At 70.0% G+C, this 24,692-nt stretch carries 24 protein-coding genes; 17 read left to right on the plus strand and 7 right to left on the minus strand.

Going from position 1 to position 24,692, the window contains the following annotated elements; genetic code table 11:
• The first annotated feature begins 3 nt into the window (after positions 1-3).
• The 5 genes from QSK05_RS17710 (at position 4) to QSK05_RS17730 (ending at position 4,196) form a co-directional block, all read left to right on the plus strand.
• On the plus strand, positions 4-648 hold the full coding sequence (locus QSK05_RS17710; protein ID WP_285598339.1) for an NYN domain-containing protein: 645 nt from the start codon (positions 4-6) through the stop codon (positions 646-648).
• 197 nt (positions 649-845) lie between these two features.
• Positions 846-2,354, plus strand: a complete 1,509-nt coding sequence (gene rimO, locus QSK05_RS17715) for a 30S ribosomal protein S12 methylthiotransferase RimO (RefSeq protein ID WP_285598340.1) — start codon at positions 846-848, stop codon at positions 2,352-2,354.
• Positions 2,351-2,926, plus strand: coding sequence for a CDP-diacylglycerol--glycerol-3-phosphate 3-phosphatidyltransferase (gene pgsA, locus QSK05_RS17720; RefSeq protein WP_285598341.1), 576 nt, complete (start codon positions 2,351-2,353; stop codon positions 2,924-2,926). Before rimO ends, pgsA begins: the two co-directional genes overlap by 4 nt.
• Positions 2,923-3,477, plus strand: coding sequence for a CinA family protein (locus QSK05_RS17725; RefSeq protein ID WP_285598369.1), 555 nt, complete (start codon positions 2,923-2,925; stop codon positions 3,475-3,477). The genes pgsA and QSK05_RS17725 overlap by 4 nt, the downstream gene beginning before the upstream one ends.
• A gap of 407 nt (positions 3,478-3,884) precedes the next feature.
• Complete coding sequence (locus QSK05_RS17730; RefSeq protein ID WP_231487886.1) at positions 3,885-4,196, plus strand: helix-turn-helix domain-containing protein; 312 nt, start codon at positions 3,885-3,887, stop codon at positions 4,194-4,196.
• 191 nt (positions 4,197-4,387) lie between these two features.
• Here QSK05_RS17730 and QSK05_RS17735 read toward each other — a convergent pair whose 3' ends face one another.
• Positions 4,388-5,338, minus strand: a complete 951-nt coding sequence (locus tag QSK05_RS17735) for a DMT family transporter (RefSeq protein WP_285598342.1) — start codon at positions 5,336-5,338, stop codon at positions 4,388-4,390.
• 61 nt (positions 5,339-5,399) lie between these two features.
• On the opposite strand from QSK05_RS17735, the gene QSK05_RS17740 reads away from it, so the two are divergent.
• Positions 5,400-6,008 carry a TetR/AcrR family transcriptional regulator gene (locus QSK05_RS17740; RefSeq protein ID WP_285598343.1) on the plus strand — a complete coding sequence of 203 codons (609 nt, stop codon included), beginning with the start codon at positions 5,400-5,402 and terminating at the stop codon, positions 6,006-6,008.
• Positions 6,009-6,067: 59 nt separating this feature from the next.
• Here QSK05_RS17740 and QSK05_RS17745 read toward each other — a convergent pair whose 3' ends face one another.
• The gene (locus QSK05_RS17745) at positions 6,068-6,967 is read right to left on the minus strand and encodes a DNA-formamidopyrimidine glycosylase family protein (RefSeq protein ID WP_285598344.1); all 900 of its coding nucleotides are present in this window, start codon (positions 6,965-6,967) and stop codon (positions 6,068-6,070) included.
• Positions 6,968-7,072: 105 nt separating this feature from the next.
• Here QSK05_RS17745 and QSK05_RS17750 point away from each other — a divergent pair, with 105 nt between their 5' ends.
• The 4 genes from QSK05_RS17750 to QSK05_RS17765 all read left to right on the plus strand — a co-directional run bounded on the left by QSK05_RS17750 (position 7,073) and on the right by QSK05_RS17765 (position 10,527).
• Positions 7,073-7,807: a winged helix-turn-helix domain-containing protein gene (locus QSK05_RS17750; protein ID WP_285598345.1), complete on the plus strand. Its 735-nt coding sequence runs from the start codon at positions 7,073-7,075 to the stop codon at positions 7,805-7,807.
• On the plus strand, positions 7,804-9,111 hold the full coding sequence (locus QSK05_RS17755; protein ID WP_285598346.1) for an MFS transporter: 1,308 nt from the start codon (positions 7,804-7,806) through the stop codon (positions 9,109-9,111). Before QSK05_RS17750 ends, QSK05_RS17755 begins: the two co-directional genes overlap by 4 nt.
• 174 nt (positions 9,112-9,285) lie before the next feature.
• Positions 9,286-9,852, plus strand: a complete 567-nt coding sequence (locus tag QSK05_RS17760; protein WP_285598347.1) for an NADPH-dependent FMN reductase — start codon at positions 9,286-9,288, stop codon at positions 9,850-9,852.
• A 222-nt stretch (positions 9,853-10,074) separates the two neighbouring features.
• On the plus strand, positions 10,075-10,527 hold the full coding sequence (locus QSK05_RS17765; RefSeq protein ID WP_285598348.1) for a protein-tyrosine phosphatase family protein: 453 nt from the start codon (positions 10,075-10,077) through the stop codon (positions 10,525-10,527).
• A 66-nt stretch (positions 10,528-10,593) separates the two neighbouring features.
• On the opposite strand, the gene QSK05_RS17770 is transcribed toward QSK05_RS17765, so the two are convergent.
• Complete coding sequence (locus tag QSK05_RS17770) at positions 10,594-15,594, minus strand: Lhr family helicase (RefSeq protein WP_285598349.1); 5,001 nt, start codon at positions 15,592-15,594, stop codon at positions 10,594-10,596.
• 143 nt (positions 15,595-15,737) lie between these two features.
• Between QSK05_RS17770 and QSK05_RS17775 the strand changes: the two genes are divergently transcribed.
• Positions 15,738-15,965, plus strand: coding sequence for a DUF3046 domain-containing protein (locus QSK05_RS17775; protein WP_285598350.1), 228 nt, complete (start codon positions 15,738-15,740; stop codon positions 15,963-15,965).
• 32 nt (positions 15,966-15,997) lie between these two features.
• On the opposite strand, the gene QSK05_RS17780 is transcribed toward QSK05_RS17775, so the two are convergent.
• Positions 15,998-16,135: a hypothetical protein gene (locus QSK05_RS17780; RefSeq protein ID WP_285598351.1), complete on the minus strand. Its 138-nt coding sequence runs from the start codon at positions 16,133-16,135 to the stop codon at positions 15,998-16,000.
• A gap of 582 nt (positions 16,136-16,717) precedes the next feature.
• Between QSK05_RS17780 and QSK05_RS17785 the strand changes: the two genes are divergently transcribed.
• From QSK05_RS17785 to QSK05_RS17795, 3 genes are read left to right on the plus strand one after another with little or no spacing between them, the layout of a single operon-like run.
• On the plus strand, positions 16,718-17,635 hold the full coding sequence (locus QSK05_RS17785) for an ABC transporter ATP-binding protein (RefSeq protein WP_352301693.1): 918 nt from the start codon (positions 16,718-16,720) through the stop codon (positions 17,633-17,635).
• Positions 17,636-17,644: 9 nt separating this feature from the next.
• A complete protein-coding gene (locus QSK05_RS17790) occupies positions 17,645-18,454 on the plus strand; it encodes an ABC transporter permease (protein WP_285598353.1) in 810 nt (269 codons plus the stop codon).
• Entirely contained in the window at positions 18,451-19,278 is an 828-nt protein-coding gene (locus QSK05_RS17795; RefSeq protein WP_285598354.1) for an ABC transporter permease, read from the plus strand. Before QSK05_RS17790 ends, QSK05_RS17795 begins: the two co-directional genes overlap by 4 nt.
• A gap of 21 nt (positions 19,279-19,299) precedes the next feature.
• On the opposite strand, the gene QSK05_RS17800 is transcribed toward QSK05_RS17795, so the two are convergent.
• Positions 19,300-19,749 (minus strand): ankyrin repeat domain-containing protein, encoded by a 450-nt coding sequence (locus tag QSK05_RS17800; RefSeq protein WP_231487901.1) that lies wholly within the window; start codon positions 19,747-19,749, stop codon positions 19,300-19,302.
• A gap of 527 nt (positions 19,750-20,276) precedes the next feature.
• Here QSK05_RS17800 and recA point away from each other — a divergent pair.
• Complete coding sequence (gene recA, locus QSK05_RS17805) at positions 20,277-21,311, plus strand: recombinase RecA (protein WP_285598355.1); 1,035 nt, start codon at positions 20,277-20,279, stop codon at positions 21,309-21,311.
• A gap of 120 nt (positions 21,312-21,431) precedes the next feature.
• On the plus strand, positions 21,432-22,691 hold the full coding sequence (locus QSK05_RS17810; RefSeq protein ID WP_285598356.1) for a regulatory protein RecX: 1,260 nt from the start codon (positions 21,432-21,434) through the stop codon (positions 22,689-22,691).
• A gap of 381 nt (positions 22,692-23,072) precedes the next feature.
• On the opposite strand, the gene QSK05_RS17815 is transcribed toward QSK05_RS17810, so the two are convergent.
• A complete protein-coding gene (locus tag QSK05_RS17815; RefSeq protein ID WP_285598357.1) occupies positions 23,073-23,555 on the minus strand; it encodes a PRC-barrel domain-containing protein in 483 nt (160 codons plus the stop codon).
• 125 nt (positions 23,556-23,680) lie between these two features.
• Between QSK05_RS17815 and QSK05_RS17820 the strand changes: the two genes are divergently transcribed.
• Entirely contained in the window at positions 23,681-23,980 is a 300-nt protein-coding gene (locus QSK05_RS17820; protein WP_285598358.1) for a hypothetical protein, read from the plus strand.
• A gap of 180 nt (positions 23,981-24,160) precedes the next feature.
• Here QSK05_RS17820 and QSK05_RS17825 read toward each other — a convergent pair whose 3' ends face one another.
• Entirely contained in the window at positions 24,161-24,658 is a 498-nt protein-coding gene (locus QSK05_RS17825) for a PRC-barrel domain-containing protein (RefSeq protein ID WP_285598359.1), read from the minus strand.
• Positions 24,659-24,692: the final 34 nt, after the last annotated feature.

The following is a 24,692-nucleotide window of genomic DNA, read 5'->3' on the forward strand; positions in this document are numbered from 1 at the left end:
GACATGGGCGACGACGCCCCCCTTTCGGTGGACGACCTGATTCCGGGTGGCGCCGAGCTTGATCTTCTGGTGTGGGATGCACCCAATATCGATATGACGCTCTCGAACGTGATCGGCGGCCGTCCCTCGGCGCAGTCCCGGCCCCGGTTCGACGCGGTGGCGAAGTGGCTGCTGGCGCAGGCGGGTGACCGTGAGGTCGAGGGCGCGGTGTTCGCCAACGTGCCGCCGGGAGGTGCCGCGACCATGCGGGGCTGGGTCGAGGCCATCCGCTCGTTCGGTTACGCCGTCTTCGCCCGGCCGAAGCTGGGCCCGCTCGACGACGTGGACGCCGACATGCTGGCCCACATCGCCGAGCGCCACCGCACGCACCGGCTGCGCCGTCTGGTCGTGGCCAGTGGTGACGGGCGTAACTTCAACGAGCCGCTCGAAGAGCTGGCCCGTGAGGGTGTCGACGTCACGGTGCTGTCGTTCGTCGAGGTCGCGGGCTACGCCCAGGAGTCCGACGTGATCCGGTTCGTCGACCTGGAAGACGTCCCCGGCGCGTTCACCACTCCGCTCCCGCGGGTGCGGCTCGACAACCTCCCCGCCGGTGGTGCGTGGCTCCAGCCGACCCGTTCGATGCGGTCGTTGCTCAGCGAGAACGCCTGATCAACGACACCTTGAAGACGCTCTGACCGGCGCCCGCACGAAGGTGGACGCCGGTGGTGGTGCAGTTCGGAGGGCCCCGGTCGTCACGACCGGGGCCCTTCGGCGTTCATCGGTGTTCGGGAGGCGTTCAGGAGGTATCGGGGGCCCATCTGACCAGGGCAGAACCGCGACCCCGAAACGGCCAGTAGTCTGTGGGCGTGGTTGCCCCTCGTTCCAACACCCGCTCCGTCGCACTGGTCACTCTGGGATGCGCCCGGAACGAGGTCGATTCGGAGGAATTGGCCGGCCGCCTGGCAGCAGCCGGGTGGGAGCTCGTCGACGACGCCGAGAACGCCGACGTCGCGGTGGTCAACACCTGCGGCTTCGTCGAGCAGGCGAAGAAAGACTCCATCGATGTGCTGATGGAGGCTGCCGAGCTGAAAGACAGCCCCGCCCGCACGAAGGCCGTCGTGGCCGTCGGCTGCATGGCCGAGCGCTACGGCGAGCAGCTGGCCGACTCGCTGCCCGAGGCCGACGCGGTGCTGGGCTTCGACTCCTACGCCGACCTCTCCAGTCACCTCGACGCCATCCTTCACGGTGAGAAGCCGAAGTCGCACGTGCCGGTCGACCGGCGCACGCTGCTGCCGCTGACGCCGTCCGCGCGCTCCGCCGCGAACGTGGCCGTGCCCGGGCACAGCTCCGACCCGGTGATCATCGACGACCTGCCGACCGGCCTGGCCCCGGTCAGCGGCCCGCGCGTCATCCGCCGCCGGCTCGACGGCCGTCCCTGGTCCCCGCTGAAGCTGGCCTCCGGCTGCGACCGGCGGTGCACGTTCTGCGCCATCCCGGCCTTCCGCGGCGCCTTCCTCTCGCGCCGCCCGGCCGAGGTGGTCAACGAGGCCCGCTGGCTGGCCGAGCAGGGCGTCAAGGAGCTGTTCCTGGTCAGTGAGAACTCGACCTCGTACGGCAAAGACCTCGGCGACCTGCGGCTGCTCGAGACGATGCTGCCCGAGCTGGCGGCCATCGACGGCATCGACCGGGTGCGGGTGTCCTACCTGCAGCCCGCCGAGCTGCGGCCCGGCCTGATCGACGCGATCGCGGCCACCGAGGGCGTGGCGCCCTATTTCGACATCTCGTTCCAGCACTCGGCCAACACCGTGCTGCGCCGCATGCGCCGCTTCGGCAGCACCGGCGACTTCACCACCCTGCTGCGCAGCATCCGCGAGCGCAGCCCGCAGGCCGGCATCCGCTCCAACGTCATCGTCGGCTTCCCGGGTGAGACCGAGGCCGAGTTCGAGGAGCTCGCGGGCTTCCTCACACAGGCCCGGCTCGACGTGGTCGGTGTGTTCGGCTACTCCGACGAGGACGGCACGGAGGCGGCCACGCTCGAGGGCAAGCTGCCCGACGAGGAGATCGCCGCCCGGGTCGCGCACATCACCGGCCTGGTCGAGGAGCTCACCGCCCAGCGGGCCGAGGAGCGCATCGGCGAGCGGGTGCGGGTGCTGATCGAGGGTGTGGACGAGGACGACCCGGACACGATCGTCGGCCGTGCGGCCCATCAGGGCCCGGAGGTCGACGGGCAGATGCTGCTGCCCGGGGTGAAGGCCTCGCCGGGCGACTGGATCGACGCCGTGGTCACCGAGTCCCTGGGGGTCGACCTGATCGCGGTCCCGGCCGACGATGCGGTCATGTCGGCCACTTCTGCCTCGGTGACCTCAGCAGGGTGAGCGCCACGACCACGGCGCCCAGTAACTGGAACATCGCCAATGCGCTGACGGGACTGCGCATCGTGCTGGTGCCGTTCTTCGCCGTGCTGATGCTGCACGAAGACGGGCACCAGACCAGCTGGCGCATCGCGGCCACCGTGGCCTTCGCCGCGGCGATCATCACCGATCGCATCGACGGGGACCTGGCGCGCAGCCGTGGTCTGGTCACCGACCTGGGCAAGATCGCCGACCCGATCGCCGACAAGGCGCTCATCGGTGCCGCGCTGATCTCGCTGTCGATCATCGGGTCGCTGTGGTGGTGGGTGACCGTGATCGTGCTCGTGCGCGAGCTCGGCATCACCATCATGCGGTTCTTCATGATCAGGTACGGCGTGATGGCGGCCTCGCGGGGCGGCAAGGTGAAAACTGTCGCCCAGTCGGTCGCCATCCTGCTGATGATCTGCCCGCTGCCCGATGCGGTGGAGCCGGTGTCATTCGCCGCCATGGGTATCGCCGTGGCACTGACGATGATCACCGGGCTGGACTACGTGTTCCAGGCCGTGCGTCTGCGACGGGCCGGACGGCCGTCCTGACCGGCGTCACAGCTGCGGATGTCGACCGGGTTGCGGCCCGGATCGTTTCAGCCCTCAGCGAACAGGGGCGCACTCTGGCGGTCGCCGAATCCCTCACCGGGGGCCTGGTCTCGGCCTCCCTGGTGGCAGTTCCGGGTGCGTCGGCGGTGCTGCGCGGGGCCGTCGTCGCTTACGCAACTGAGGTCAAGAAGGACGTCCTGGGGGTCGATCCGGATCTGCTCTCGGCGAAAGGGCCGGTCGATCCGGACGTCGCGGCGCAGATGGCGACCGGTGCGCGGCGCCTGCTGAAGGCCGATATCGGCATCGCCACGACCGGGGTCGCAGGGCCCGGACCGGCCGACGGGGCGCCCGCCGGGCGCGTGTTCGTGGCCGTTGCCGGCCCCCCGGTCGAAGATCGGGAACCTGCTACTGATCAGCGCTTTTACCCGGTCGTAGGTCACGGCGGGGTCACGGTGCGGGTGGTTCGGCTCGACCTGCCCGGCGATCGCGCAGCCGTGCGCCTGGGCAGCGCTCTCCAGGTCCTGGAACTCCTTGCCGACACGATCGGCTGAGGTGTGCCCGGTGGCCCCACGCCGGACGCCTTTCGTCAAGGGCCCATCAAAGATGAGTCAGGTAGCCTCAACCCCGGAACACCACGGCCCTGTCTGCCGTTGATGCTCACATGTCGCCAGCTGCCAACCGGTCCGAAAGCGCTGTCTCGGCACGCGCAGTTCGGACTCCTACGCGACCGTTGTCGGTGCCGCGGGGTACGGTAAATCCACCACGACGTCCATCGGCCGGTCCCCGCGATCCGCGCACGCTGAACGACCGGGGTATAGAACAGTCCGTCAAGACGAACGGACGCCGGACTGTCGGCCACACGGTCGTAACGGTTCGGGGGCAAGATGGTGCCAACACCGTCGAGTCCCGTCTTCCGGGCGGGGCGCCGAGGGTAGGACCACAGAAAGGAGGGCGCGCCATGGTGCTTCTACGGCAGGAGATCGGCGACGTGCTCCGCGATGCCAGGCGCCAGCAGGGTCGCACTCTGCGAGAGGTGTCCTCGGTCGCCCGTGTCTCCCTCGGCTACCTGAGCGAGGTCGAGCGCGGTCAGAAGGAAGCGTCGTCCGAACTGTTGGCCTCGATCTGCGGAGCGCTCGCCGTTCCGCTGTCTTCGGTGCTGCACGAGGTGAGCGAACGGGTCGCTGCGGCCGAGAGCCTGGTACCCGCCGCCGTCCGCGTGCCCGACACCGTTCCCGACGGTCTGGCCGACGAGCTGGCCGGGGCCGCATAACCCCAGAGCTTTGCCCACGGCACTGTCCCAGGACCGCATGGTCCGGGGGCAGTGCCGTTTTGCGTCAGTCGCCGGGTCGCCGGGTGGTCATTCCGGCGTACCGCAGCCCGCTTCTGCGCGACGTGGCGCCCCGTTTTTCTTCGTGATCATGCAAGGGGGGGCGGTCAGAGAGGTCAGAGAGGTCAGAGAGGCTAGGTGGACCGGAGTTGTCGGGGTAGGTCGGTGGGACGTTCTGTCGGCTCCGAGTCTTTGCTCGTGTCGGTGCCCGGGTCGCCGCCCGCACCGAGCAGGGCGACCGCCCCGGCGCTGATCAGCAGACCGAGCACGGTCGTGGCCCGGAGCGGCTGGCCGAACATCGGTATCGCCCACAGAGCTGTGGCCCCGGGGGTCAGGTAGAGCAGGATGCTGGCGCGGGCAGCCCCGTCGCGGGCGGTGACGAGGTAGTAGAGGCCGTAGCTGCCGATGCCGGCCGCGACCGACCAGGCCACGGCCGTCCAGAAGCCCACGGACGGGGGAGGTGTCAGGTGGCCCGCCCCGGCGGCGTAGACGGTGAAGAAGCCTGCGGTGACAAGGGACTGCACGGCCAGGGTCAGCATGAGTGGCGGGCTGTTCTGCGCTGACCAGTGTTGCTGGAGCAGGGTTCCGGCGGTGATGGCCAGCGTGGCCAGCAGCGGCAGGAGCAGGGCCACCGCGGTGACCCCGGCGCGCAGATCCCCGGCCGCGGTCAGCGCCACTCCGGCGGTGCCCAGGACCAGACCGGCCAGATGTCGGGCCCGCAGCTTCTGCGCGTCGAGCAGGACGGCGGCCGTGAACACCAGGGCCGGCTGCAACGCGGCGATGAGGGCTGAGGTGCCGGCCGGAACTCCGGCCGACGCGGCCCAGAAGACGCCGCCCAGGTACAGGCACTGGCACAGCAGCGAGAGCACGGCCTGGCGGATCCACTCCTGCCGGTCCAGGCGCGGGCCGGCACGCAGCGCCCAGGGCAGCAGGACGACCGCGGTCACCAGACACCGCCAGGCCAGCAGGGTGTCCGGGGCGGCGTGCCGGGCTCCGAGCTCGGCCCCGATGAATCCGGAACTCCACACCACGACGATGGCGGCGCCGCGCAGTGGAGCGTTCGACAGGAGGTTTCCGATAGCCATGGCGGCAGGTAACCACACCGGTCGGTATACTCGCAGTGCACCGACAACGAGGAGAGCCCCTGTGCTGCAGATACCCACCGCCCTCGACGAGACCACGCCCGTTTCCCTGCGCCCGGTGCTGACACCGATGCCGGTGATGACCCCGGCGGGCGTGCGGCTGCTGGACGCGGCGGGTGATCTCTTCTACGACCGGGGAGTGCGGGCCGTCGGGGTGGACCTGATCGCCGAGACCGCCGGCACGACGAAGAAGACTCTCTACGACCGGTTCGGCTCCAAGGATGCGCTCGTGCGGCTGTACCTGCTGCAGCGGGCCGGCCGCTGGCGCGAGCATCTCCTCGCCCGGCTCGAGAGTGCTCCTGCGGACCGCGAGTCCCAGGTGCTGCTGGTCTTCGACGTGCTGGAGGCATGGATGGGGCCGCAACGGCGAGGTTGCGCCTTCGTCAACGCCTACGCCGAACTCGGCGACACCGACCACCCGGCCGTGCCGGTCATCCGGGCCGAGAAGGCCTGGATGCGCGCCCTGTTCGACGCTCTCACCGATGACCCGGCCCTGGGCGCCCACCTGCACCTGCTCTACGAGGGCACCCTCGTTCTCCTCACCGCCGGCGCGAATCCGAAAGCGGTGCCCGAGGGCCGAGCCGCAGCCCGGTCGGCGATGGCCCCTCCATGATCACGGAGGGGTGGGGGTGCGCCCGCCGCACGAAGCCAGATGTGCACGAGCCGGCCTGATCAGCGGCGGTAGGGCGCCCGGCCGGGCCGGCGGGCTGCGGAACGTACGCCGGGGCCGTCGCGACGGACCGCACCCAAGGGGCGTCGTGCGCGTCCGTCATCAGTAGGGACGACCCCCGGCTGGCAGTGGGGGCACCAGAAGATCGGGCGGTCGGTCGGGGGCTCACCCAGCGGGGCGACCCGGATCGTGGTGCCGCACCGACGACAGGGGCGGCCCGAGCGGGCATGCACGTACGCCTCCTGCCCCTTGCGCGCGTTGCCGGTGGTGACCTGGGTGGCACGGTCGACGTTCACCGTCATCAGCCGGTGCGCCATCTGCACGAGCTCGGCTAGCCGGGTGACCTCGGCAGTCGGCGTCCAGGGATTCACGCCGCGCAGGAACGCTGCCTCACTCATGAAGAACGTACCGATCCCGGCGATCACCCGCTGATCGAGCAACACCAGGCCGATCTCCCGTTCGCCCTGGTCACGCACGCGTTGCGTGGCAACGGCGGCGTCCCAGCCGGGCGCGAGGACGTCCATGCCCAGATGGCCGACGAGCGTGTGCTCGCGGTCGGTGGCGACCAGATCCATCATGCCGAGGTGATGGCCGATCGCCGTCCACTCCGGATTGGCCAGGATCGCCCTGATCTCGTGCTCGGTGCGCGCCCGTCGCCAGGGCTCGCCGGTGCGGTGGACGTGCCACGAGCCCTCCATCCGCAGATGGCTGTGCAGGGTGGCGTTCTGCTCCAGGCGCATGAGCAGGTGCTTCCCCGTGGCCACGACCTCGAGTACCTCCAGCCCGACCAGGTTCTCGTCGGCGAGGGAGGGCCAGCGCAGGTCGGCGGTGATCAGCTTCCGCCCGGCCAGCGCGGAGTGCAGCCGGCGCGCGGTCCGCAGCACCACATCACCTTCGGGCATCCGTCCAGCATGCCTTCCGGTCGGGGGTGCGTCGTGCCGACGTGGCCGCAGGAATATCGACAACATATGTTGTACAAGAATCCTTGTGTAACTATGGTGGGTCTCATGGCGCGGTCGAGTGATCGAGATGAACAGGGGACGCCCCGGGAGACCGGGACGCACGAGATCACCGTGTCCGGTGGGGGCGGCGAAGAACTGGGGACGCCCGCCACCAGGTCGGTGGGTGGCCCCGTCCCGGAGTCGGGAGACACGGCGGAACCGCCCCGCTCCGGCGCCGGCACGGTCAACCTCAGTGACCCGAAAGCGATGCGGGCGCTGGCTCATCCGCTCCGGATCGCGGTGCTCGGTGAGCTACGGGTGCGGGGGCCGCAGAGTGTGGGCATGCTCTGCGACCTGCTCGACGAGGCGCCCGGCTCGATCAGTTACCACGTGGGCAAGCTGGCCCAGTTCGGATTCGTCGAGGAGGCGCCCGAGCTGGCCCGTGACCGGCGCGAGCGCTGGTGGAAGGCCTCGCACACGCACACCTCGTGGTCGCCGGCCGACGACCTGAAAGACCCCGAACGACTGCTGGCCTCGGGAGCCCTGCGCCGGACGATCGCGCAGCGCTACGCCCAGACCTTCGACCAGTACCTGACCGCGGAGCCGGCGATGGACCCGGACTGGGTGGCGGCCGCGACCACCGGGGACTCCTTCCTGCATCTGACCCTCGAGCAGATGCGTGAACTGCAGGACGAGCTCAACGATCTGGTCGCGCGCTGGGAGGACAAGGCGGCCCCGGGCGCCCAGGACGGTACGGAGACGGTCACCCTCATCTACCAGCTCTTCCGGAGGCCGGAATGACGCTCGGGACGAAGCGCGCCACACCGCTCTACGCGCTCTATGCGGCGCACACGATCTCCCTGACCGGCAACATGATCACGCTGATCTCGCTGCCCCTCTACGTGCTCGCACGCACCGGGTCGGCGTCCGCCACCGGGGTCGCGGGTGTGGTCGCGACGCTGCCCATCGTGCTGGGTGATCTGTTCGGCGGGGCGGTGGTCGACCGGCTCGGTTACCGGCGGGCGAGCATCCTCACCGATGTGTTCGGCGGCTGCGTGATCGCGATGGTGCCGCTGCTGCACGTGAGTGTCGGCGTTCCCCTGTGGGCGGTGTTCGCGTTCGCCTTCGTCGGGGCTCTGGTCGACGCGCCGGGGCAGACCGCGCGCCGGGCCCTGTTGCCGGAGGTCGCCCAGGAGGCCGGCGTTCCCCTGGAACGCGCCGTCGGCTGGATGGAGGCGGCCGAGCGCGGGGCGCGGTTGCTCGGTGCGCCTGCGGCCGGGTTCCTGGTCGTGGCGCTGGGTTCCCTGGAGGCCCTGTTCGTCGACACGGCCACGTTCATCGTCTCGGCGCTGCTCGTGGCCCGCCTCGTGACTTTCCGGCAACCCATGGTGGACGCCCACGAGGGCGCAGTTTCTTCGTCCACCAACGGTGAGCGACCGGTGGAGGAGGGTTATTGGAAGGGCCTGAGGGAAGGGCTGGCGTTTCTTGCCCAGGACCGGTTGCTGCGGGCCATCGTGCTGCTCGTCGTGGTCACGAATCTCTTCGACGCCGCCAGCAGTACCGTGCTGCTGCCGGTCTACGCGCAGCGGGAGCTCGGGGGGGCGGTCGCGCTCGGCCTGCTGATCGGCGCCATGGGCGGTGGGGCCATGGTCGGGTCCCTGCTGTTCGGTGTGATCGGTCATCGGCTGCCGCGACGGCCCACCCTCGTCATCGCGTTCACCCTGGCCGGCGGGCCGGTGTTCCTGGCCCTGGCCGCCGGGGTGCCGTTCTGGATGCTGCTCGTGGTGAAGGCCCTGGCCGGGTTCAGTGCCGGGGCGGTCAACCCGATCCTCGGCACCGTGGAACTGGAACGCATCCCGCCCCGCATGCGCGCCCGGGTGTTCGGCCTGGTCGGCGCCGGATGCTGGGCCGGGATGCCGCTCGGCAGCCTGCTCGCGGGGTTCGCCGTCGATCACGCGGGACTGCGTCCGACCCTGGTCTTCATCGGCGTCCTCTACATCGTCATGACCCTGCAGCCCTTGCGGGGTGGCGCCTGGCGGGAGATGGACCGTCAGGCCTCTGCCACCCCGCAGTCCCGGCCCGTCACCGGGACCGTCGAGGTCTAGGCCGTTGACCACGAACGTTCGTCGGCTGCCCCCTTGCTCCGGTGTTCGTGCTGCCTCACCGTGACCTGTCCCACGGCCCGGTCACCGGCCCGAACGGCCGCTTGCGGTCGCCCTTCGTGCGGTGCTGTACTTGCGCTCGCAGAAGTAATTGAGTTCTCAAGTATGGAGAAGGTCATGAAGATCGGCATCATCGTCGGATCCATCCGTGACGGCGCCCGCCGCAGCGAGTCGATCGCCAAGTGGGTGCTGTCGGCCACCGACGGGCGTACCGACGCGCAGTTCGAGCTCATCGACCTGAAGTCGTTCGACGTGCCGCTGCTGACCTCGCCCGTGGTCCCGGCCGCGGCCGGCAAGCAGTACGAGTCGGAGAACGTGCGCCGCTGGAGCGCCGCCATCGACGCCTGCGACGGATACGTCTTCGTGACGCCGGAGTACAACCACAGCGTCCCCGGTGCCTTCAAGAACGCCGTCGACTCGCTCGGCTCGGAGTGGGCGAACAAGCCGGTCGGCTTCGTCTCCTTCGGCGCCGACGGTGGCATCCGCGCCGTCGAGCACTGGCGTCAGATCGTGGCGAACTTCCACATGATCGACGTGCGGGCCCAGGTGGCTTTCTCGATGTTCTTCGACGTCGAGGCGAGCACCCAGGAGTTCGCCCCGCTGGAGCGCCGTCAGGGTGAGATTCAGGGGCTGCTCGACCAGCTCGTCACATCGGCGAAGCTGCACTCGCAGTCCCCGGCCTGATCGGCTGAACTCTGTCCCCGGCCCGGTCGGCCGGTGCCGGGAGGGGCTTCCCCGGCCGACTGCGTCTGCGTGATCGTGCACGTCCCGCTCCTGATCCCTCGGGCTGAGGGCCGGATCGTGCATGATTGCGGAGGTGATGTGGCGACGCGGTGAACCTGGCCCGGCGGTGGTCGGCCCGGCCCGGGTGATCCTCGGCCGTACTCCGGAACCGGTGTGCTTCACATGACCGGCCCACCGGCTCAGGACGCGCCGTGGCAGCCCCTCGACCGGGGTGTGCTGGAACTGCCCTCCGGTCGTCTCGTGCGGGGCCGGGGTCTGCGGGACGGCCCACCCGCCGGGCCCGCACCGCACTTCGGGATCTACCTGCTCGGCCAGCAGCCGCCGGCCGTGGCCTGGGAGTCCGGCTGGATCCGCTGGCCCGACTTCCGTCTGCCCGCCGACCACGACGCCGCCCGGAAAATGTTGCTTCAGGCATGGTCCCGCGCGGGCGACGAACGCGTCGAGCTGGCCTGCCGGGGCGGACGCGGACGCACCGGCACGGCACTCGCCTGCCTCGCGGTGCTCGACGGGGTGCCGTCCGAGCTCGCCGTGGCCTACGTACGGGAGCGGTACTCCCGGCACGCTGTCGAAACGCCGTGGCAGAGACGGTACGTGGAGCGCTTCGGGTCCGCCTGAGACGTTTGCGCCTGAGGTGTGTGCGCCCACGGCGCGGGTGCGGGGCCGCGAACGTTCGTCACGTATTCACGCCCTCAGTCGTAGCCCTCTGGGCGTCGCCCGGAATCCGGCCTGTTCCAGGGCCAGGGACAGGGGATTGTCGCGACTGAGAACTCCTTCTCCATCTGCCTTCTCGACGGTCAGTCGACCGAGGGCGCCTTCCCGTACCGCCAGGGCGAGGGCGTCGGCGGCCGCACCGAGCAGCTCTTCCTCGTCGGTCCAGGAGAGCAGGGTCCGGCCGCCGCGCTCGACGTACAGGGTGAGCGCGCCGTCGACCAGGATCACGATCGACCCGGCCTTGCGGCCCGGGCGGTGCCCGGCGTTGTCGGCCGGGCGCTCGGGCCAGGGCAGCGCCGCGCCGTACGGATTGGCCGGGTCGGCGGCCGCGAGAACCACGGTGCGCAGTCCGCCCTCGGAGGCGAACGTCTCGCCGGTGGGCCTCGCCGACGCCCGGAGCCGGTCGACCGCTCCGGTGCCGGCGAACTGGGAGGCGCCCAGCCCTTCGACGAAGTAGCCGCGGCGCACCCGGCCGGCGTCTTCGAACCCGGCCAGCACCCGGTAGGCCGCTGCAAAGCCACCGGCCACCCGCTCGGCCATCACCGCGCCCCGGGTGACCACGCCGTGCCGTTCCAGCAGTACCTCCGCCTGGGCGTGAGCCCGGGCGGTCGGGTCGGCCTCCCGTTCGGGTAGCAACGACCAGCGTCCGGCGGCGAGCGGCGGCCCGGTGCGGCTGGGCATCGCGGCCCGGCCGGCTCCCGCTCCGGCCCGGGCCGCGCGCAGGCCGCCGTAGCGTCCGTACCGGGCCCGCGGTGCGGTGGGCCGGGTTTTGTGTGCCGTTCTGCCCCCGGCGAGTTTCGCCCGCAGCGCGGTCAGGGTGTCGTTGCCGATCTGCCCGGCCCAGACCAGGTCCCACAGGGTCTGCGTGAGCTGCTGGTCGTCGGTGCTCGCCACCGCGTCGCTGAGGGCGCGGAAGAAGTAGGCCCCGCCGCCGGCCAGGGCGTCGAGCACCGCCAGATGCTTTTCCTCGGGCTCGAACTCGGCGTCCGGAGCAGCCAGCGTCAGTGGCGCCAGGTCGGCCGGATGCAGCGAGACCCAGCCGTCGTCACCGGGCAGGCTGCCGTGACCGGCCCAGACCACCTCACCCGCCGAGGTCAGCTCGTCGAGCATCGACGGGGTGTAACCGGGTACCCGGCCGGGGATCACGAGCGTCTCCAGGGCGCTGGCCGGGAGCCAGGCCCCGGCCAGCTGCTCGACGGCCCGCATCACCCCGTCCACCCCCCGGGTGCGAGCGCCGACGCCCTGCCAGCCGGGCAGGAACCGGGCCAGGTCGATCGCGGGCACCGGTTCCACCTCGGCCCGCAGCGCCGCCAGCGACCGCCGCCGCAAGGTACGCAATACCTCCGCGTCGCAGTAGTCCAGGCCCTGCCCGCCACCGCATTCCAGCGGACGTAACTCGCCTTGCACCAAGCGGCCACTGTCGACGAGCCGACGCAGGCCGTCGACCACCACGACCGAACCGAGCCCGAGCCGCGTCGCAAGATCTCCGGCCGTGAACGGGCCGTGCGAACGCGCGTACCGGGACAGCAGATCGCCCAGTGGATCGGGCACCGGCTCGGTGAACACCTCCGCCACCCCGACCGGCAGCGCCGTGCCCAGGGCATCTCGCAGGCGGCCGGAGTCTTCCACGGCCGCCCAGCGTTCCTCCCCGGCCACCCGCACCCGGATCAGCCGCCGCGCGCCCTCGAGATCACTGAGCCAGCGCGACACCTCGCCGGGATCGGCGGACGGGGCACGAGGCGACGCCGTTTGCCGCCGAACCACCGGTCCGGTGGCCGTGGTGCCAGGACCCGCCGGCTCTTCACCGGCGCGGGATTCCACGGATCCCGTAGAGGTCTCGCCGTCGGACGAGACGGCTTCCGGAGAAGCCGAACCAGCCTCCGGGGACGTGGGATCAGCACCGGCAGCGGCGATCTCGGCCTCGGTCGCGTCGTTGCCCCAGCCCTCCTGAGTATCGGGCGCGGCCGGCGCGGCCCCCAGGGGCGCCCCCGCCTCGACCAGGGCCCAGGCCTCGGCATCGATCGTGCGGTCGACCACCTCGGTCGTGGACAGTGGGCCGATCATCCGGACCAGGTCGGCGACCTGTTCCAGGCTGCGCGCCCGGCGGTTCGGGGCCAGACGCTGTAGCTCCTCCTCGGTGCGCCGCAAGGCGTCCGGGTCGAGAAGGTCACGCAGCGAAGCACCCTCGCCGCGGCCGAGCAACTCGGCCAGCAGCGCGGGGTCGAGGGACAGGGCCGCGGCCCGGCGCTCGGCCAGCGGCGAGTCACCTTCGTAGAGGAACTGGGCCACGTAACCGAACAGCAGGCTGCGCGCGAACGGCGACGGCTGCTGGGTGGTCACCTCCAGCACCTTCACCGAACGGGCTCGCACGTCGCGCATCAGCGACTCCAGGCCCGGAACGTCGAACACGTCTTGCAGGCACTCGCGCAGAGTTTCCAGCACGATCGGGAAACTGCCGTACCGGGAGGCGACCTCGAGCAACTGGGCCGATCGCTGACGTTGCTGCCACAGCGGCTGGCGCTTGCCCGGCTGACGGCGCGGCAGCAGCAGGGCCCGTGCCGCGCACTCGCGGAACCGCGAGGCGAACAGCGCCGACCCGCCGAGCTCGGCGGTCACCATCTCCTCGATGTCTTCCGGGTCGAGCACGATCAGGTCGATGACGTCGGGCGCGGAACCGTCGTCGGTCTCGATGTCGGGCAGGCGCAGCACGATGCCGTCGTCACCCGGTGCAGCCTGCACGTCGACCCCGAAGCGCTCACGGAACCGGGCGGCCAGGGCCAGGGCCCAGGGGGAGTGCACCTGACCGCCGAACGGCGAGTGCACCACCACGCGCCAGTCGCCGATCTCGTCACGGAAGCGTTCCACCACGATGGTCTTGTCATCGGGGAGATGACCCGTGGCCTGCTTCTGCTCGGCCAGGTAGCCGAGGAGATTGTCGGCCGCCCACTCGTCCAGACCGGAGGTCATCACCCGCTCGCGCGCGGCTTCTTCCTTCATCCGGCCGACCGAGCGCACGTAGGCACCGACGGCGCGGCCCAGCTCGGCGGGACGACCCTGCTGGTCTCCCTTCCAGAACGGCAGCCGACCCGGCTGGCCCGGCGCCGGGGTGACGAGAACCCGGTCGTGGGTGATGTCTTCGATGCGCCAGGCCGAGGAGCCGAGGGTGAAGACGTCGCCGACGCGGGACTCGTAGACCATCTCCTCGTCCAGCTCGCCGACGCGCCGCCCGGCACCCTTGCGGGCCTCGTCACCGCCGGCCAGGAAGACGCCGAACAGCCCTCGGTCGGGAATCGTGCCGCCGCTGGTGACCGCGAGCCGTTGGGCCCCGGGCCGGGCGGTGAGCACGTCACCGTGCCGGTCCCAGACGAGCCGGGGCCGCAGCTCGGCGAACTCGTCACTGGGGTAGCGGCCGGCCAGCATGTCGAGCACCGACTCCAGCACGCCGCGGGTGAGCCCGGCGAAGGGTGCCGACCGGCGCACCAGTTCTTCCAGATCGGCGACGGCCCACTCGTCCATCGCCACCATGGCGACGATCTGCTGGGCCAGTACGTCGAGCGGGCTGGCGGGCACGGCGAGCTGCTCGATCGCGCCCTCGCGCATGCGCTCGACCACGACCGCCGTCTGCACCAGGTCGCCGCGGTACTTCGGGAACAGCGCCCCCTGGGACACCGCCCCCACCTGGTGCCCGGCCCGGCCGACGCGCTGCAGGCCGCTGGCCACGCTGGGCGGCGACTCGACCTGCACGACCAGGTCGACCGCGCCCATGTCGATGCCCAGCTCCAGGCTCGACGTGGCGACCACGGCCGGCAGGCGCCCGGCCTTCAGCTCGCCCTCGATGATGGCCCGCTGCTCCTTGCTGACCGAGCCGTGGTGTGCCCGCGCCAGCACCGGCAGGGCCCCGGCCGAAGCACCCGACCCACCCATCAGCTCGGCCGGGCGCACCGAGCCGTGGTCCGGCAGCGGATTCGCAGCTTCCCCGTCACCCGCTTCCTCGGCCTGCAGGGCGAGTCGCTCGGTCCAGATCTCGTTGAGCCGGGAGGTGAGCCGTTCGGCCAGCCGCCGTGAGTTGGCGAAGACCAGGGTGGAACGGTGCTCGGCGATCAGGTCGACGATCCGCTCCTCGACGTGTGGCCAGATCGACGGGCGGCGGGCCGCACCGGCCGCCGCACCGGTCAGGTCGTCGTCCGGATCGGCGCCGGCCCCCGGCACCCCGTTCGCGTGGTTGTCGAGCTCGGCCATGTCGGGCACCGGCACGACGACCTTCAGGTCCCACTGCTTGGTGGAGGGCGGCTGCACGATCTCGACCGGGTTGCGCCCGCCCAGCCACCGGGCGATCTCCTCGATCGGGCGCACGGTGGCGGACAGCCCGACCCGCTGGGCCGGACGCTCGAGGAGCGCGTCGAGTCGTTCCAGCGAAAGCGCGAGATGGGCACCACGTTTTGACCCCGCGACGGCGTGCACCTCGTCGATGATCACGGTCTCGACGCCGGTCAGCATCTCCCTGGCCTGCGAGGTGAGCAGCAGGAACAGCGACTCGGGCGTGGTGATCAGCACGTCGGGCGGATTGCGGGTGAAGGCCCGGCGCTCGTCGGCCGGGGTGTCACCCGACCGCAGTGCCACCTTCACCTCGGGCAGCGGCAGACCCAGGCGACCCGCGGCTTGGCGGATGCCGGCCAGCGGCGAACGCAGATTGCGTTCGACATCGACCGCGAGTGCCTTCAACGGCGACACGTACAGCACCCGGCAGCGCTTCTTCGGCTCGTCGGGGGCCGGTGTGGAGGTGAGCCGGTCGAGTGCCCAGAGGAACGCCGACAGCGTCTTGCCGGACCCGGTGGGCGCGACGACCAGGGCGTGGCGGCCCGCGCTCACCGCGTTCCACGCTCCGGCCTGCGCGGCCGTGGGCGCGGCGAAGGCCCCGGTGAACCACGCACGCGTGGCCGGGGAGAAGCGCTCGAGCACCGGATCCGTCACATCAGCGATCCTCACACGGACCACCGACAATTTCGGTTAGATCACCGTCCCCGCAGGTCAGTACCGCTGAAATGGACGCCGGGTGCGGGGTGGGCAGATCAATCGGGGAGCGCACCCGGCCGGACGGGTGGCATGCTCGTGCAGTGCGCGACAGCGAGTTCTGGGAACTGGTGGATGACGAGTTCGGTGCCGCAGGAGGCCGCGCACTGGTCCGGGACCACGTGTTGCTGGCTCTGGGCAACCGGACGGCTCAAGAGGCCATGGAGGCCGGCGAACCAGTGCGTGAGATCTGGTTCGCGTTGTGCGATTCATTGGACGTGCCCCGCGAACGCCGTTGGGGCAAGGACGAGAAGGAGCACCGCCGGGGATGACAGGACGGGCAGGGGACGGGCCCACGACCGGTTCACGGAAGACCGGCGCGGAGCCCACCCAGCCAGGGGCGGGGCAGGACGACCTGAGCATCGTGCATGATGCCGATCCGGGTCAGGGGCAGGACGAGGCCGGCCGTGGTGCGGGCGTCGTCGAGCCGGACGACAACCATGACTGGGCCCATCTCGTCCGCCCGGAGCATCCGCAGGTCACCCGGTCGCCGGAGTCCTCCGGCCGGTCAGGCGCCCGTCACCAGGCGGAGGCCGGTCAGGGCTCGGGGAGCACAGGCAGTTCGGGCCGGTCGGCCGGCCCGCGAGCCGCAGAGGCAGCCCGCACCGCGGACGTCCAGCGGCCGTTGGACGTCACAGATCGGAACCACGTTCTGCGGCAGCCGGATGCCGGTGCCACCCGGTCGGCCCACGGGCGCGGACCGGGAGACACATCCGGGTCGGCCCGGATCCCTCAGCTACCTGGTGGGAGGGGGCCTGGCGACGTGGCCGGGCAGACCGGCGTCCCCGAGCGGAGCGACGAAGGTGGACCCGACAGCGTGACCGGGCGGGAAGGCGTCCCCCGTTCGACAGCCACAGATGGGCCCGACAGCGTGACCGGGCGGGCGGGCGTCCCCCGTTCGACGACCGGAGGTGAGCCCGACGACGTGACCGTGAGGAAACGCGTCCCTCATCGGACCGACGGGGACGAAACGGCCCGCGCACGCGCTCACGGACCGGAAACCAATTCCGGTCCGGACGTTCTCATCAGCGCCCGGGGCCTGACCAAGGTGTTCGGCGATTTCGTCGCCGTCGACGGGATCGACATCGACGTGCATCGTGGGGAGGCCTTCGGTTTCCTCGGCCCGAACGGGGCCGGGAAGAGCTCGACCATGCGCATGATCGGCTGCGTCTCACCGCTGACGGAGGGGTCGCTGACGCTGTTCGGGATGGATCCCGAGACCGACGGCCCGGCGATCCGCGGGCGGCTCGGCGTGGTGCCACAGAAAGACCTGCTCGACGAGGAACTGACGGTCCGCGAGAACCTGCTGGTGTACGGCCGGTACTTCGGGTTGTCCCGTTCGGTGGTGGCGGGACGCGCCGACGAGCTGCTGAGGTTCGCCCAGCTCGGCGACCGGGCCGACAGCCCGGTGGAACCGCTCTCGGGAGGGATGAAACGGCGGCTGACGATCGCCCGCGCGTTGATCAATGCCCCCGAGATCCTGCTGCTCGACGAGCCCACCACCGGCCTCGACCCCCAGGCCCGGCACGTGCTCTGGGACCGGCTCTACCGGCTCAAGCAGCAGGGCGTCACGCTGGTGCTGACCACGCACTACATGGACGAGGCGGAGCAGCTGTGCGACCGCCTGGTGGTGATGGACGGCGGCCGGATCGTCGCGGAGGGATCACCCCGGCAGCTGATCGAGCGCTACTCCAGCCGGGAGGTGGTGGAGGTGCGGTACCCCGACTTCGACCTCGAACCGCACCGTGACCAGCTGGATCTCGGTGATCTGGCCGAACGGGTGGAGGTGCTTCCCGATCGGCTGCTGATCTACACCCACGACGGTGACGCGGTGGCCCGGATCGTGGACCAGGGTGCGGACCGCCCGGTGTCGGTGCTGGTCCGGCGCAGTTCGCTGGAAGACGTCTTTCTGCAGCTGACCGGCCGTTCGCTGGCCGACTGAGGGGGTGCCATGACCACGGCCACACTGAAAGTACCGCCGCTGGGCGACTTCTCGCGATCGATGGCGGCCCTGGAGTACTGGCTGCGCGCCTACCGGCGCACCTGGCGATCCAGTGCGGTGACTGCCTTCGTGATGCCCCTGGTGTTCCTGGGGGCGTTCGGCGCGGGACTGGGGAGCCTGGTGGACACCGACCGGGCCGGTGAGCTCGGTGATGTCTCCTACCTGGCGTTCGTCGCGCCGGGCATTCTCGCCGGGGCCGCGATGCAGAGCGCGTTCGGCGAGTCGACCTGGCCGATCCTGTCCAGCCGCAAATGGAACGGTCACTACCACGCCCAGGCGGCATCCCCCCTGACCATGCCCGACATCGTCACCGGGCACCTGCTGTTCATCGTGTTCCGCCTGACGCTGGGTGCTGTCGCGTTCGTGCTGATCGGTGCGCTGTTCGGCGCCTTCGGCTCGGCCTGGGTAGTTCTCGCCGTGCCGGCCGCGGTGCTCACCGGCCTCGCCCACGCCGCCCCGCTCATCGCCTTCGCCGTCACCCGGGAGTCCGATACCGACTTCTCGATGCTCGTGCGCTTCGTGATGACCCCGCTCTTCCTCTTCGCAGGCACCTTCTTCCCCGTCAGCCAGCTCCCGGCAGCCGTGGAGTTCCTGGCCTGGCTCACCCCGCTGTGGCACGGAACACAGCTCTGCCGCGGACTTTCCATGGGGGACGCCGGTCTGCTCGGATCGGTGGGTCACCTCGTCTACCTGCTGGTGTGGGTGATGGGTGGCTACGCGCTCGCGCTGCGCTCCTACCGGAAGATGCTGCTGTCATGAGCGCGCTCGCGGACGAGGAATCGGCGACGGGCTGGGCACATCGGCTGGCGGCGGAACTGGGGCAGTTCCGCGGGGCCGGTTCCGTGGTCGCGCGCAACGGCCTGGCCGCCCGGCGGGGCCTGCCGGTGCTGCTGTCCGGGTTCTTCGAGCCGCTCTTCTACCTGCTCTCCCTGGGCACCGGTATCGGTGTGCTGGTGGGAGGCGTGGAGTACGGCGGGAAGTCGTTCAGTTATCAGGAATTCATCGCTCCCGCACTGCTCGCGGCCTCGGCCATGAACGGTGCGGTGGCGGACTCGACGTTCAACGTGTTCTGGAAACTCAAATATGCGCGGGTCTACGACGGCATGCTCGCCACACCCCTGGGGCCACGCGCGGTGGCGGCCGGGGAGATCTGCTGGGCCCTGCTACGGGGCGCGGGATACGCCACGGCGTTCTTGCTGATCCTGCTGATGGCCGGTTATGTGCGGTCCTGGTGGGCGGTACTGGCGGTACCGGCGGCCACGCTCGTCGGGCTGGCCTTCGCCGGGGCGGGCATGGCGGCGACCACGTTCATGCGCTCCTGGCAGGACTTCGACCTGGTGCACCTCGTGGTCCTGCCGTTGCTCCTGCTGAGCACGACCTTCTACCCGCTCTCCACCTACCCGCAGCCCTTCGGCGTGCTCGTTCAGCTCACCCCGCTTTACCACGGGGTTGAGCTGGAGCGGGCGCTGGTGCTCGGCACGATGGACGCATCGGTGGCCGTGCACGTGCTGTACCTGCTGGTGCTGGGTACGGCCGGGTTGTTCCTGGCCGGCCGTCGGCTGGAGCGGTTGCTGCTGTCCTGACCCGGGCTGGGCCAGGACAGCTCAGTCGCGCTGGCGGGGGAGGGCGAACGAACCGGTGGGCGGGCTGCTGGTGACCCGGGTGCTGGTCAGCTCGCCCAGGCCCATGCGCTGCGCGAGGCGGCGCGGGCTGATGCCGGTGGAGTTGGCGGCGTCCGGGTCGGCGCCGTGGGCCAGCAAGGCGTTCGCGGCCGCGCGCTGCCCGTGCGCGGTGAAGATCGCGCGCCACAGAGGGGTGTTGCCCCAGCGGTCGGTCGCCGTGGTGGCGGACCCGGCGGCGATCAGCAGGGCGATCACCTCGGGGTGCTGCTCCTGGGCGGCGAAGTGCAGCGGTGTGAAGCGGACAGCGTCGGGCTGGCTCGGGTCGGCACCCTCGGCCAGGAGACGCGCCACCTCGGCGGCATCGCCGTCAGCAGCGGCGTAGTGGAGCGGGGAACGCCCGAACTCGTCGGTTTCGCGGAGAGCATCGATCATGTCCAGCATTGTGCCTCTAAGTAACGTCCATCGCCACCCCTTAGAAGCGTGTGTCACTACGTGTTCCCGAATTTGTCATCCCCGTCTTGGCCAGTGATGATGCTGGGTCAGCAGGGAACTACGGGGCGAGAGTTGTATAACTTTGGGGCTCGTTCCCCGTGCAGTCTGTGATCACGCAACGTGTTGGGCTGCGATTGCAGAGAGTTAAAATTCCAGGTCCCCGAGTTCTCTGATCGCGAATGCAATGTGGGCGTTTTCGCTCATTTGCCGGGTTCGTGTGACGACTCGATCGCTGGGCGTGTCGAGGTGTCCGTCCGAACACTTGTTCGGATAGAGTCCCCGTGTTCCGGTGGTCGTGGGTCGACGAGGATCGTGCTTTCCACCGGCGCATCGAGTGCCCGGTTTTCCACAGGGCGAAGTTACTCGGCGAAGATTGTCGGTGGTCACGTCTAGCGTCTCCACCGACGCGAAGAACCCCGGCGCACCGCGACACCTCGCGAAGCCGGCCGACTGTGAGGTGAACCTCCATGCCCGCTCCCGCGGACCGTGAAAAGGCTCTCGAAGCCGCTCTTGCCCAGATCGACCGGCAGTTCGGCAAGGGCTCGGTGATGCGTCTCGGCGACGACACGCGTCCCCCCATCGAGATCATTCCGACCGGCTCCATCGCGCTCGACATCGCCCTCGGCATCGGTGGTCTGCCGCGTGGCCGGGTGGTCGAGATCTACGGCCCGGAATCATCCGGTAAGACGACCGTGGCCCTGCACGCCGTGGCCAGCGCCCAGCGCGCCGGGGGTATCGCCGCCTTCATCGACGCCGAGCACGCCCTCGACCCGTCCTACGCGGAGAAGCTCGGCGTCGACACCGACGCCCTGCTGGTCTCCCAGCCCGACACCGGTGAGCAGGCGCTGGAGATCGCGGACATGCTGGTCCGATCCGGTGCGCTCGACATCATCGTCATCGACTCCGTCGCGGCCCTGGTGCCGAAGGCTGAGATCGAGGGCGAGATGGGTGACAGCCACGTCGGTCTGCAGGCCCGCCTGATGTCGCAGGCACTGCGGAAGATCACCGGTGCGCTGAACAACTCGGGCACCACCGCGATCTTCATCAACCAGCTGCGCGAGAAGATCGGCGTGATGTTCGGGTCTCCCGAGACCACCACCGGTGGTAAGGCGCTGAAGTTCTACGCCTCGGTCCGGCTCGACGTCCGTCGCATCGAGACCCTGAAAGACGGTACCGACGCTGTCGGTAACCGCACCCGGGTCAAGGTCGTCAAGAACAAGATGAGCCCGCCGTTCAAGCAGGCCGAGTTCGACATCATCTACGGCCAGGGCATCTCCCGTGAGGGAGGCCTGATCGACATGGGTGTCGAACACTCGTTCATCCGTAAGTCGGGTGCCTGGTACACGTACGAGGGCGACCAGCTCGGCCAGGGTAAGGAGAACGCGCGCGGGTTCCTGCGCGACAACCCCGACCTGGCGAACGAGCTGGAGAAGAAGATCAAGGAAAAGCTTGGTGTGGGCGCAAAGGTGGACGCCCCCGCCGAGGTCGCGGTCAGCTTCTGATCCCGGTGACAGCACGCCCAGGGTTCCGGCCGACCTCCTCCGGTACCGGTCGGAACCCTGGGCGGGCCCATCACTGGGCGCACCTCCCGACCCTCCGGGGTCAGAAAAGGTGAAGTAGGCATGACCGAAGACCAGCGACGGTCCCGGGGTGTCCCGGAGGGGGGCACCCCGGGGCTGGCGTCTGTCCACGATCTCTTCTCCGGCCGTCCAGGTGGCGCCGCGAAACGCAGCACGGGGAAGAGCGCCAGGAAAGACGACGCTTCCAGCAGCGAGGTCGTCAGTCTCGACGGCACGAAGCTGAATCGGCACGACCTGCGCGACATGATCGCCCAGAAGGAAGCCGAGTGGCGTGAAGCCCCGGCCGGTGACGACGATCCCGGTCAGGCATCCACCGGGCCGGAGCTGCAGCCGCAGTGGTCCAACCCCGACTGGGTACCTCGCGCGAGCAGAGCCGCGGACGATGATCCGGCGGGTGCTCACGACCGTGGCGCCGACCAGGGTTTCGAGGGCGAGACCCGCCGTGGCCGAACGGCTTCGGGTGGTCGTGGCGCGGTCGGGCGTGGCGTCTCCGGCCGGGGTGCCCGGGGGCGTGATCCTTCCGGCCGTGACTTCTCTGGCCGTGGTTCCTTCGACCGAGACGCTTCAGAGCATGACTCTTCGCGGCCTGACTCTTCGGATCGTGACTCCTCGGACCAGGGTTCTTCGGGTCGTTCCTCGGGTCGGCGTTCTTCCGGCGGGGGGTTCGGGCGACGGGGCGGCCTGAATCGCGGCGCTGGCTTCGGCCGACCGGGGGCCTCGCGTGACCTGGATGCTGATCCCGAGGCTTCCGACGCCGCCGACGGTAGTGCCGAGAAGACCCGCCGATCGGCCCGGCCGTCGGCCGACCCGACGGAAGACGCCCGGGAGATCCTGCTCAAGCAGCTCTCGGCCGGTCCGCGCACTCGTGCGCAACTGGCGAAAGTGCTGGCACAGAAGGAGATTCCCGACGACGTCGCGGCGGCGGTGCTCGACCGGTTCGAAGAGGTCGATCTGGTGGACGACGCTGCGTTCTCCCACCAGTACGTCGAGAACCGGCACACCGGGCGGGGACTGGCCAAGCGGGCCCTGGCCTATGAACTGCGGCAGAAGGGCGTCGCTGAGGAGACGGCCCGCGAGGCGCTCGACACCCTCAGCTCCGACGACGAACTCGCCACGGCTCGTGAACTCGTGCGGAAGAAGGCCCGCAGCATGACGAAGGACGACCCGGAACGCCGCATGCGCCGCCTGGCCGGCATGCTCGCGCGCAAGGGCTACAGCTCAGGCATCGCTTATCAGGCCATCCGTGAGGAATTGGCCGATCTGGGCGCCGAGGGTCTGCTCGATCACCCGGACTTCGACTGAGCCCCGATCGCCATGGTGGTTCGGTGGAATCCGTCGGCGCGGCGAATTCACGCGAGCTCTTGCTCAGAGCCCCTTGATCTGCTCCGGATGCGTGCTCCTGGCCTGGCCGTCAGAAAAGATGGCCCGGTCACGAACCACGGTAAAGGGTCCATGCCCGGAGGTTCTGCCTGATCGGCAACCTGGCCGGCGGTCGCGCCCGGGGAGGTTTTGCATGATCACGAACAGGTCCTGCCGGCCCTGCGCCAGGGAAGTGGGGCACGTCCCGGCCGAAGGCTGAGACTGCCTGATCACGGAAAGGATCTTGGGCACCGGCTGTAGGGAGTGGCAGACCGGCGCGAGCGACGGGGCAGGTTCGCCCCATCGCTCGCGTACGACAGGTGATCAGGGCGCGAAGTTTCCGTTGCCCTGCAGGGTCACGTCGTGGGGTTCGTCCGCACGCGTTGCCCCGGTGCCGAAAGCGGCCTCGTGGCCTCGCCCGGTGAAAGGCACGTCATCGTCCGTCGGAGGGGTGGCGAGCGGTTCACCCTCGCTCGCGGTCGTGATGCGGGTGTGTCCGTCGAAGGTGTGGAAGAACTCGTGCAGCCGCGCCACCTGCGCGTTCGACAGGGCGCCGTCGTGCGGCTCGATGTGGGGCTGGTTGTCCAGCACGTCACCGGAGAAGGGCAGGGTCAGTCGTTCCTGGTCGTCGCGGAGCCCGCCGGCCGGTACGAAGGCCGTCGCGTCGCCGGAGATGATGGACAACCAGTCGAAGGTATGACCGGAATCGTTGAAATACACCCCACTGACGTCTCCGAGGTGCTCGCCCCGGGCGTCGTGGATCGGACGGCCCACCAGCTCACGGGCCTCTTGAGGCTTCACGTTCACGTCTCCTCCTTCGTCGTGCAGCCCGGGAGTCCCGGGAAAACCAGTCTGCTGCGGCCCTCCGGGAACACCACTTGAGACCGCCACGACTGAAATCTCTCTGAGATCACCGACCTACCGTCGCGACCATGACTGGCTCGATCCATGACCTGATCATCGGAGCGGGCCCGGCACCTTCTTCGAGACCTACCCACGCCGACGAACGGGTCGAGACCGCAGCCGTGGTGCACGTCGCGGGGGCGAGCCCGATCGAGCCGACCTGGCGCACGCACTCGTGGGGGCGCCTGCGGGTCGACGTGACCACCGGCGAGGCGGTGGTCACCTTCCTGGTGCTGCGGGAGTCCGCGGGCGCGAACCTCGAGTCGGAGCTTGAGGACGCGGTCCGCGGGCATCGGGGGCGGCCTGCGTCCCGAGCGCGTTCACCGTGATCGACGAGCTCCTGCTCGCCCCGGGCGGAAAGCCCGACAGGAAAGCCCTTCTGGCGCGCCGAAGCGCCTGGATGCCAAGGCGCGGTGACCATGAACGCTCGGCCACCTTCCCGTTCGTGATCATGCGATCCCCCAGGGGCTGGGGGATCGCATGACCACGAACGAGGATGGGGTCGCGCTTCAGGGCGCGTGGTTGCCGGTGCCCTGCAACGTCACGTCGTGGGGTTCGTTCGGTCCGGGAGCGCCTGTGCCGAAGGCGGTTTCGTGGGCCCGGCCCTTGAACAGCGTGTGTGGGTCGGGCACCGTGTTCGGCCGGGGGAACTGTGGTGCGCCCTCATGCGCGGTGGTGAAGTGCTCACCCGAGAAGGTGCCGAAGAACTCGTGCAGCCGGGCCACCTGCGCGCCGGACAGCACGTGGTCACGTGGCTTGATCCGGGGCATGGCGCGGATGTCGTCGGAGAGCAGGGGCACGAGCAGGCCCCGGGCGAACGGCTTGATCCGGGTGGCCGGGACGAAGGCGTCCCGTTCCACGAAGAAACTGGTGCTGAACGACATCCAGGCCGGAACGCCGGTGGCGTCGTCGAACCAGATCCCGTCGGCCTCGCCCACCATCATCTCGGTGGCGTCGAAAACAGTGAGGCCGACGTATGTCCGGGCTTCTTCACTGGTCAGAGTCATGACTCCTCCTTCGCCGGAGCGCCTCTGCGAAAGG

The organism is Kineosporia sp. NBRC 101731, from assembly GCF_030269305.1.
Classification (GTDB): Bacteria; Actinomycetota; Actinomycetes; order Actinomycetales; family Kineosporiaceae; genus Kineosporia.

Excerpts from the sequence above, each read along its gene's own strand:
- QSK05_RS17710 (WP_285598339.1), top strand. The coding sequence starts at position 4 with ATGGGCGACGACGCCCCCCTTTCGGTGGACGACCTGATTCCGGGTGGC.
- QSK05_RS17730 (WP_231487886.1), top strand. The coding sequence starts at position 3,885 with ATGGTGCTTCTACGGCAGGAGATCGGCGACGTGCTCCGCGATGCCAGG.
- QSK05_RS17735 (WP_285598342.1), bottom strand. The coding sequence starts at position 5,338 with ATGGCTATCGGAAACCTCCTGTCGAACGCTCCACTGCGCGGCGCCGCC.
- QSK05_RS17745 (WP_285598344.1), bottom strand. The coding sequence starts at position 6,967 with ATGCCCGAAGGTGATGTGGTGCTGCGGACCGCGCGCCGGCTGCACTCC.
- QSK05_RS17750 (WP_285598345.1), top strand. The coding sequence starts at position 7,073 with ATGGCGCGGTCGAGTGATCGAGATGAACAGGGGACGCCCCGGGAGACC.
- QSK05_RS17755 (WP_285598346.1), top strand. The coding sequence starts at position 7,804 with ATGACGCTCGGGACGAAGCGCGCCACACCGCTCTACGCGCTCTATGCG.
- QSK05_RS17760 (WP_285598347.1), top strand. The coding sequence starts at position 9,286 with ATGAAGATCGGCATCATCGTCGGATCCATCCGTGACGGCGCCCGCCGC.
- QSK05_RS17765 (WP_285598348.1), top strand. The coding sequence starts at position 10,075 with ATGACCGGCCCACCGGCTCAGGACGCGCCGTGGCAGCCCCTCGACCGG.
- QSK05_RS17780 (WP_285598351.1), bottom strand. The coding sequence starts at position 16,135 with ATGGTTGTCGTCCGGCTCGACGACGCCCGCACCACGGCCGGCCTCGTC.
- QSK05_RS17790 (WP_285598353.1), top strand. The coding sequence starts at position 17,645 with ATGACCACGGCCACACTGAAAGTACCGCCGCTGGGCGACTTCTCGCGA.
- QSK05_RS17795 (WP_285598354.1), top strand. The coding sequence starts at position 18,451 with ATGAGCGCGCTCGCGGACGAGGAATCGGCGACGGGCTGGGCACATCGG.
- QSK05_RS17800 (WP_231487901.1), bottom strand. The coding sequence starts at position 19,749 with ATGATCGATGCTCTCCGCGAAACCGACGAGTTCGGGCGTTCCCCGCTC.
- recA (WP_285598355.1), top strand. The coding sequence starts at position 20,277 with ATGCCCGCTCCCGCGGACCGTGAAAAGGCTCTCGAAGCCGCTCTTGCC.
- QSK05_RS17810 (WP_285598356.1), top strand. The coding sequence starts at position 21,432 with ATGACCGAAGACCAGCGACGGTCCCGGGGTGTCCCGGAGGGGGGCACC.
- QSK05_RS17820 (WP_285598358.1), top strand. The coding sequence starts at position 23,681 with ATGACTGGCTCGATCCATGACCTGATCATCGGAGCGGGCCCGGCACCT.
- QSK05_RS17825 (WP_285598359.1), bottom strand. The coding sequence starts at position 24,658 with ATGACTCTGACCAGTGAAGAAGCCCGGACATACGTCGGCCTCACTGTT.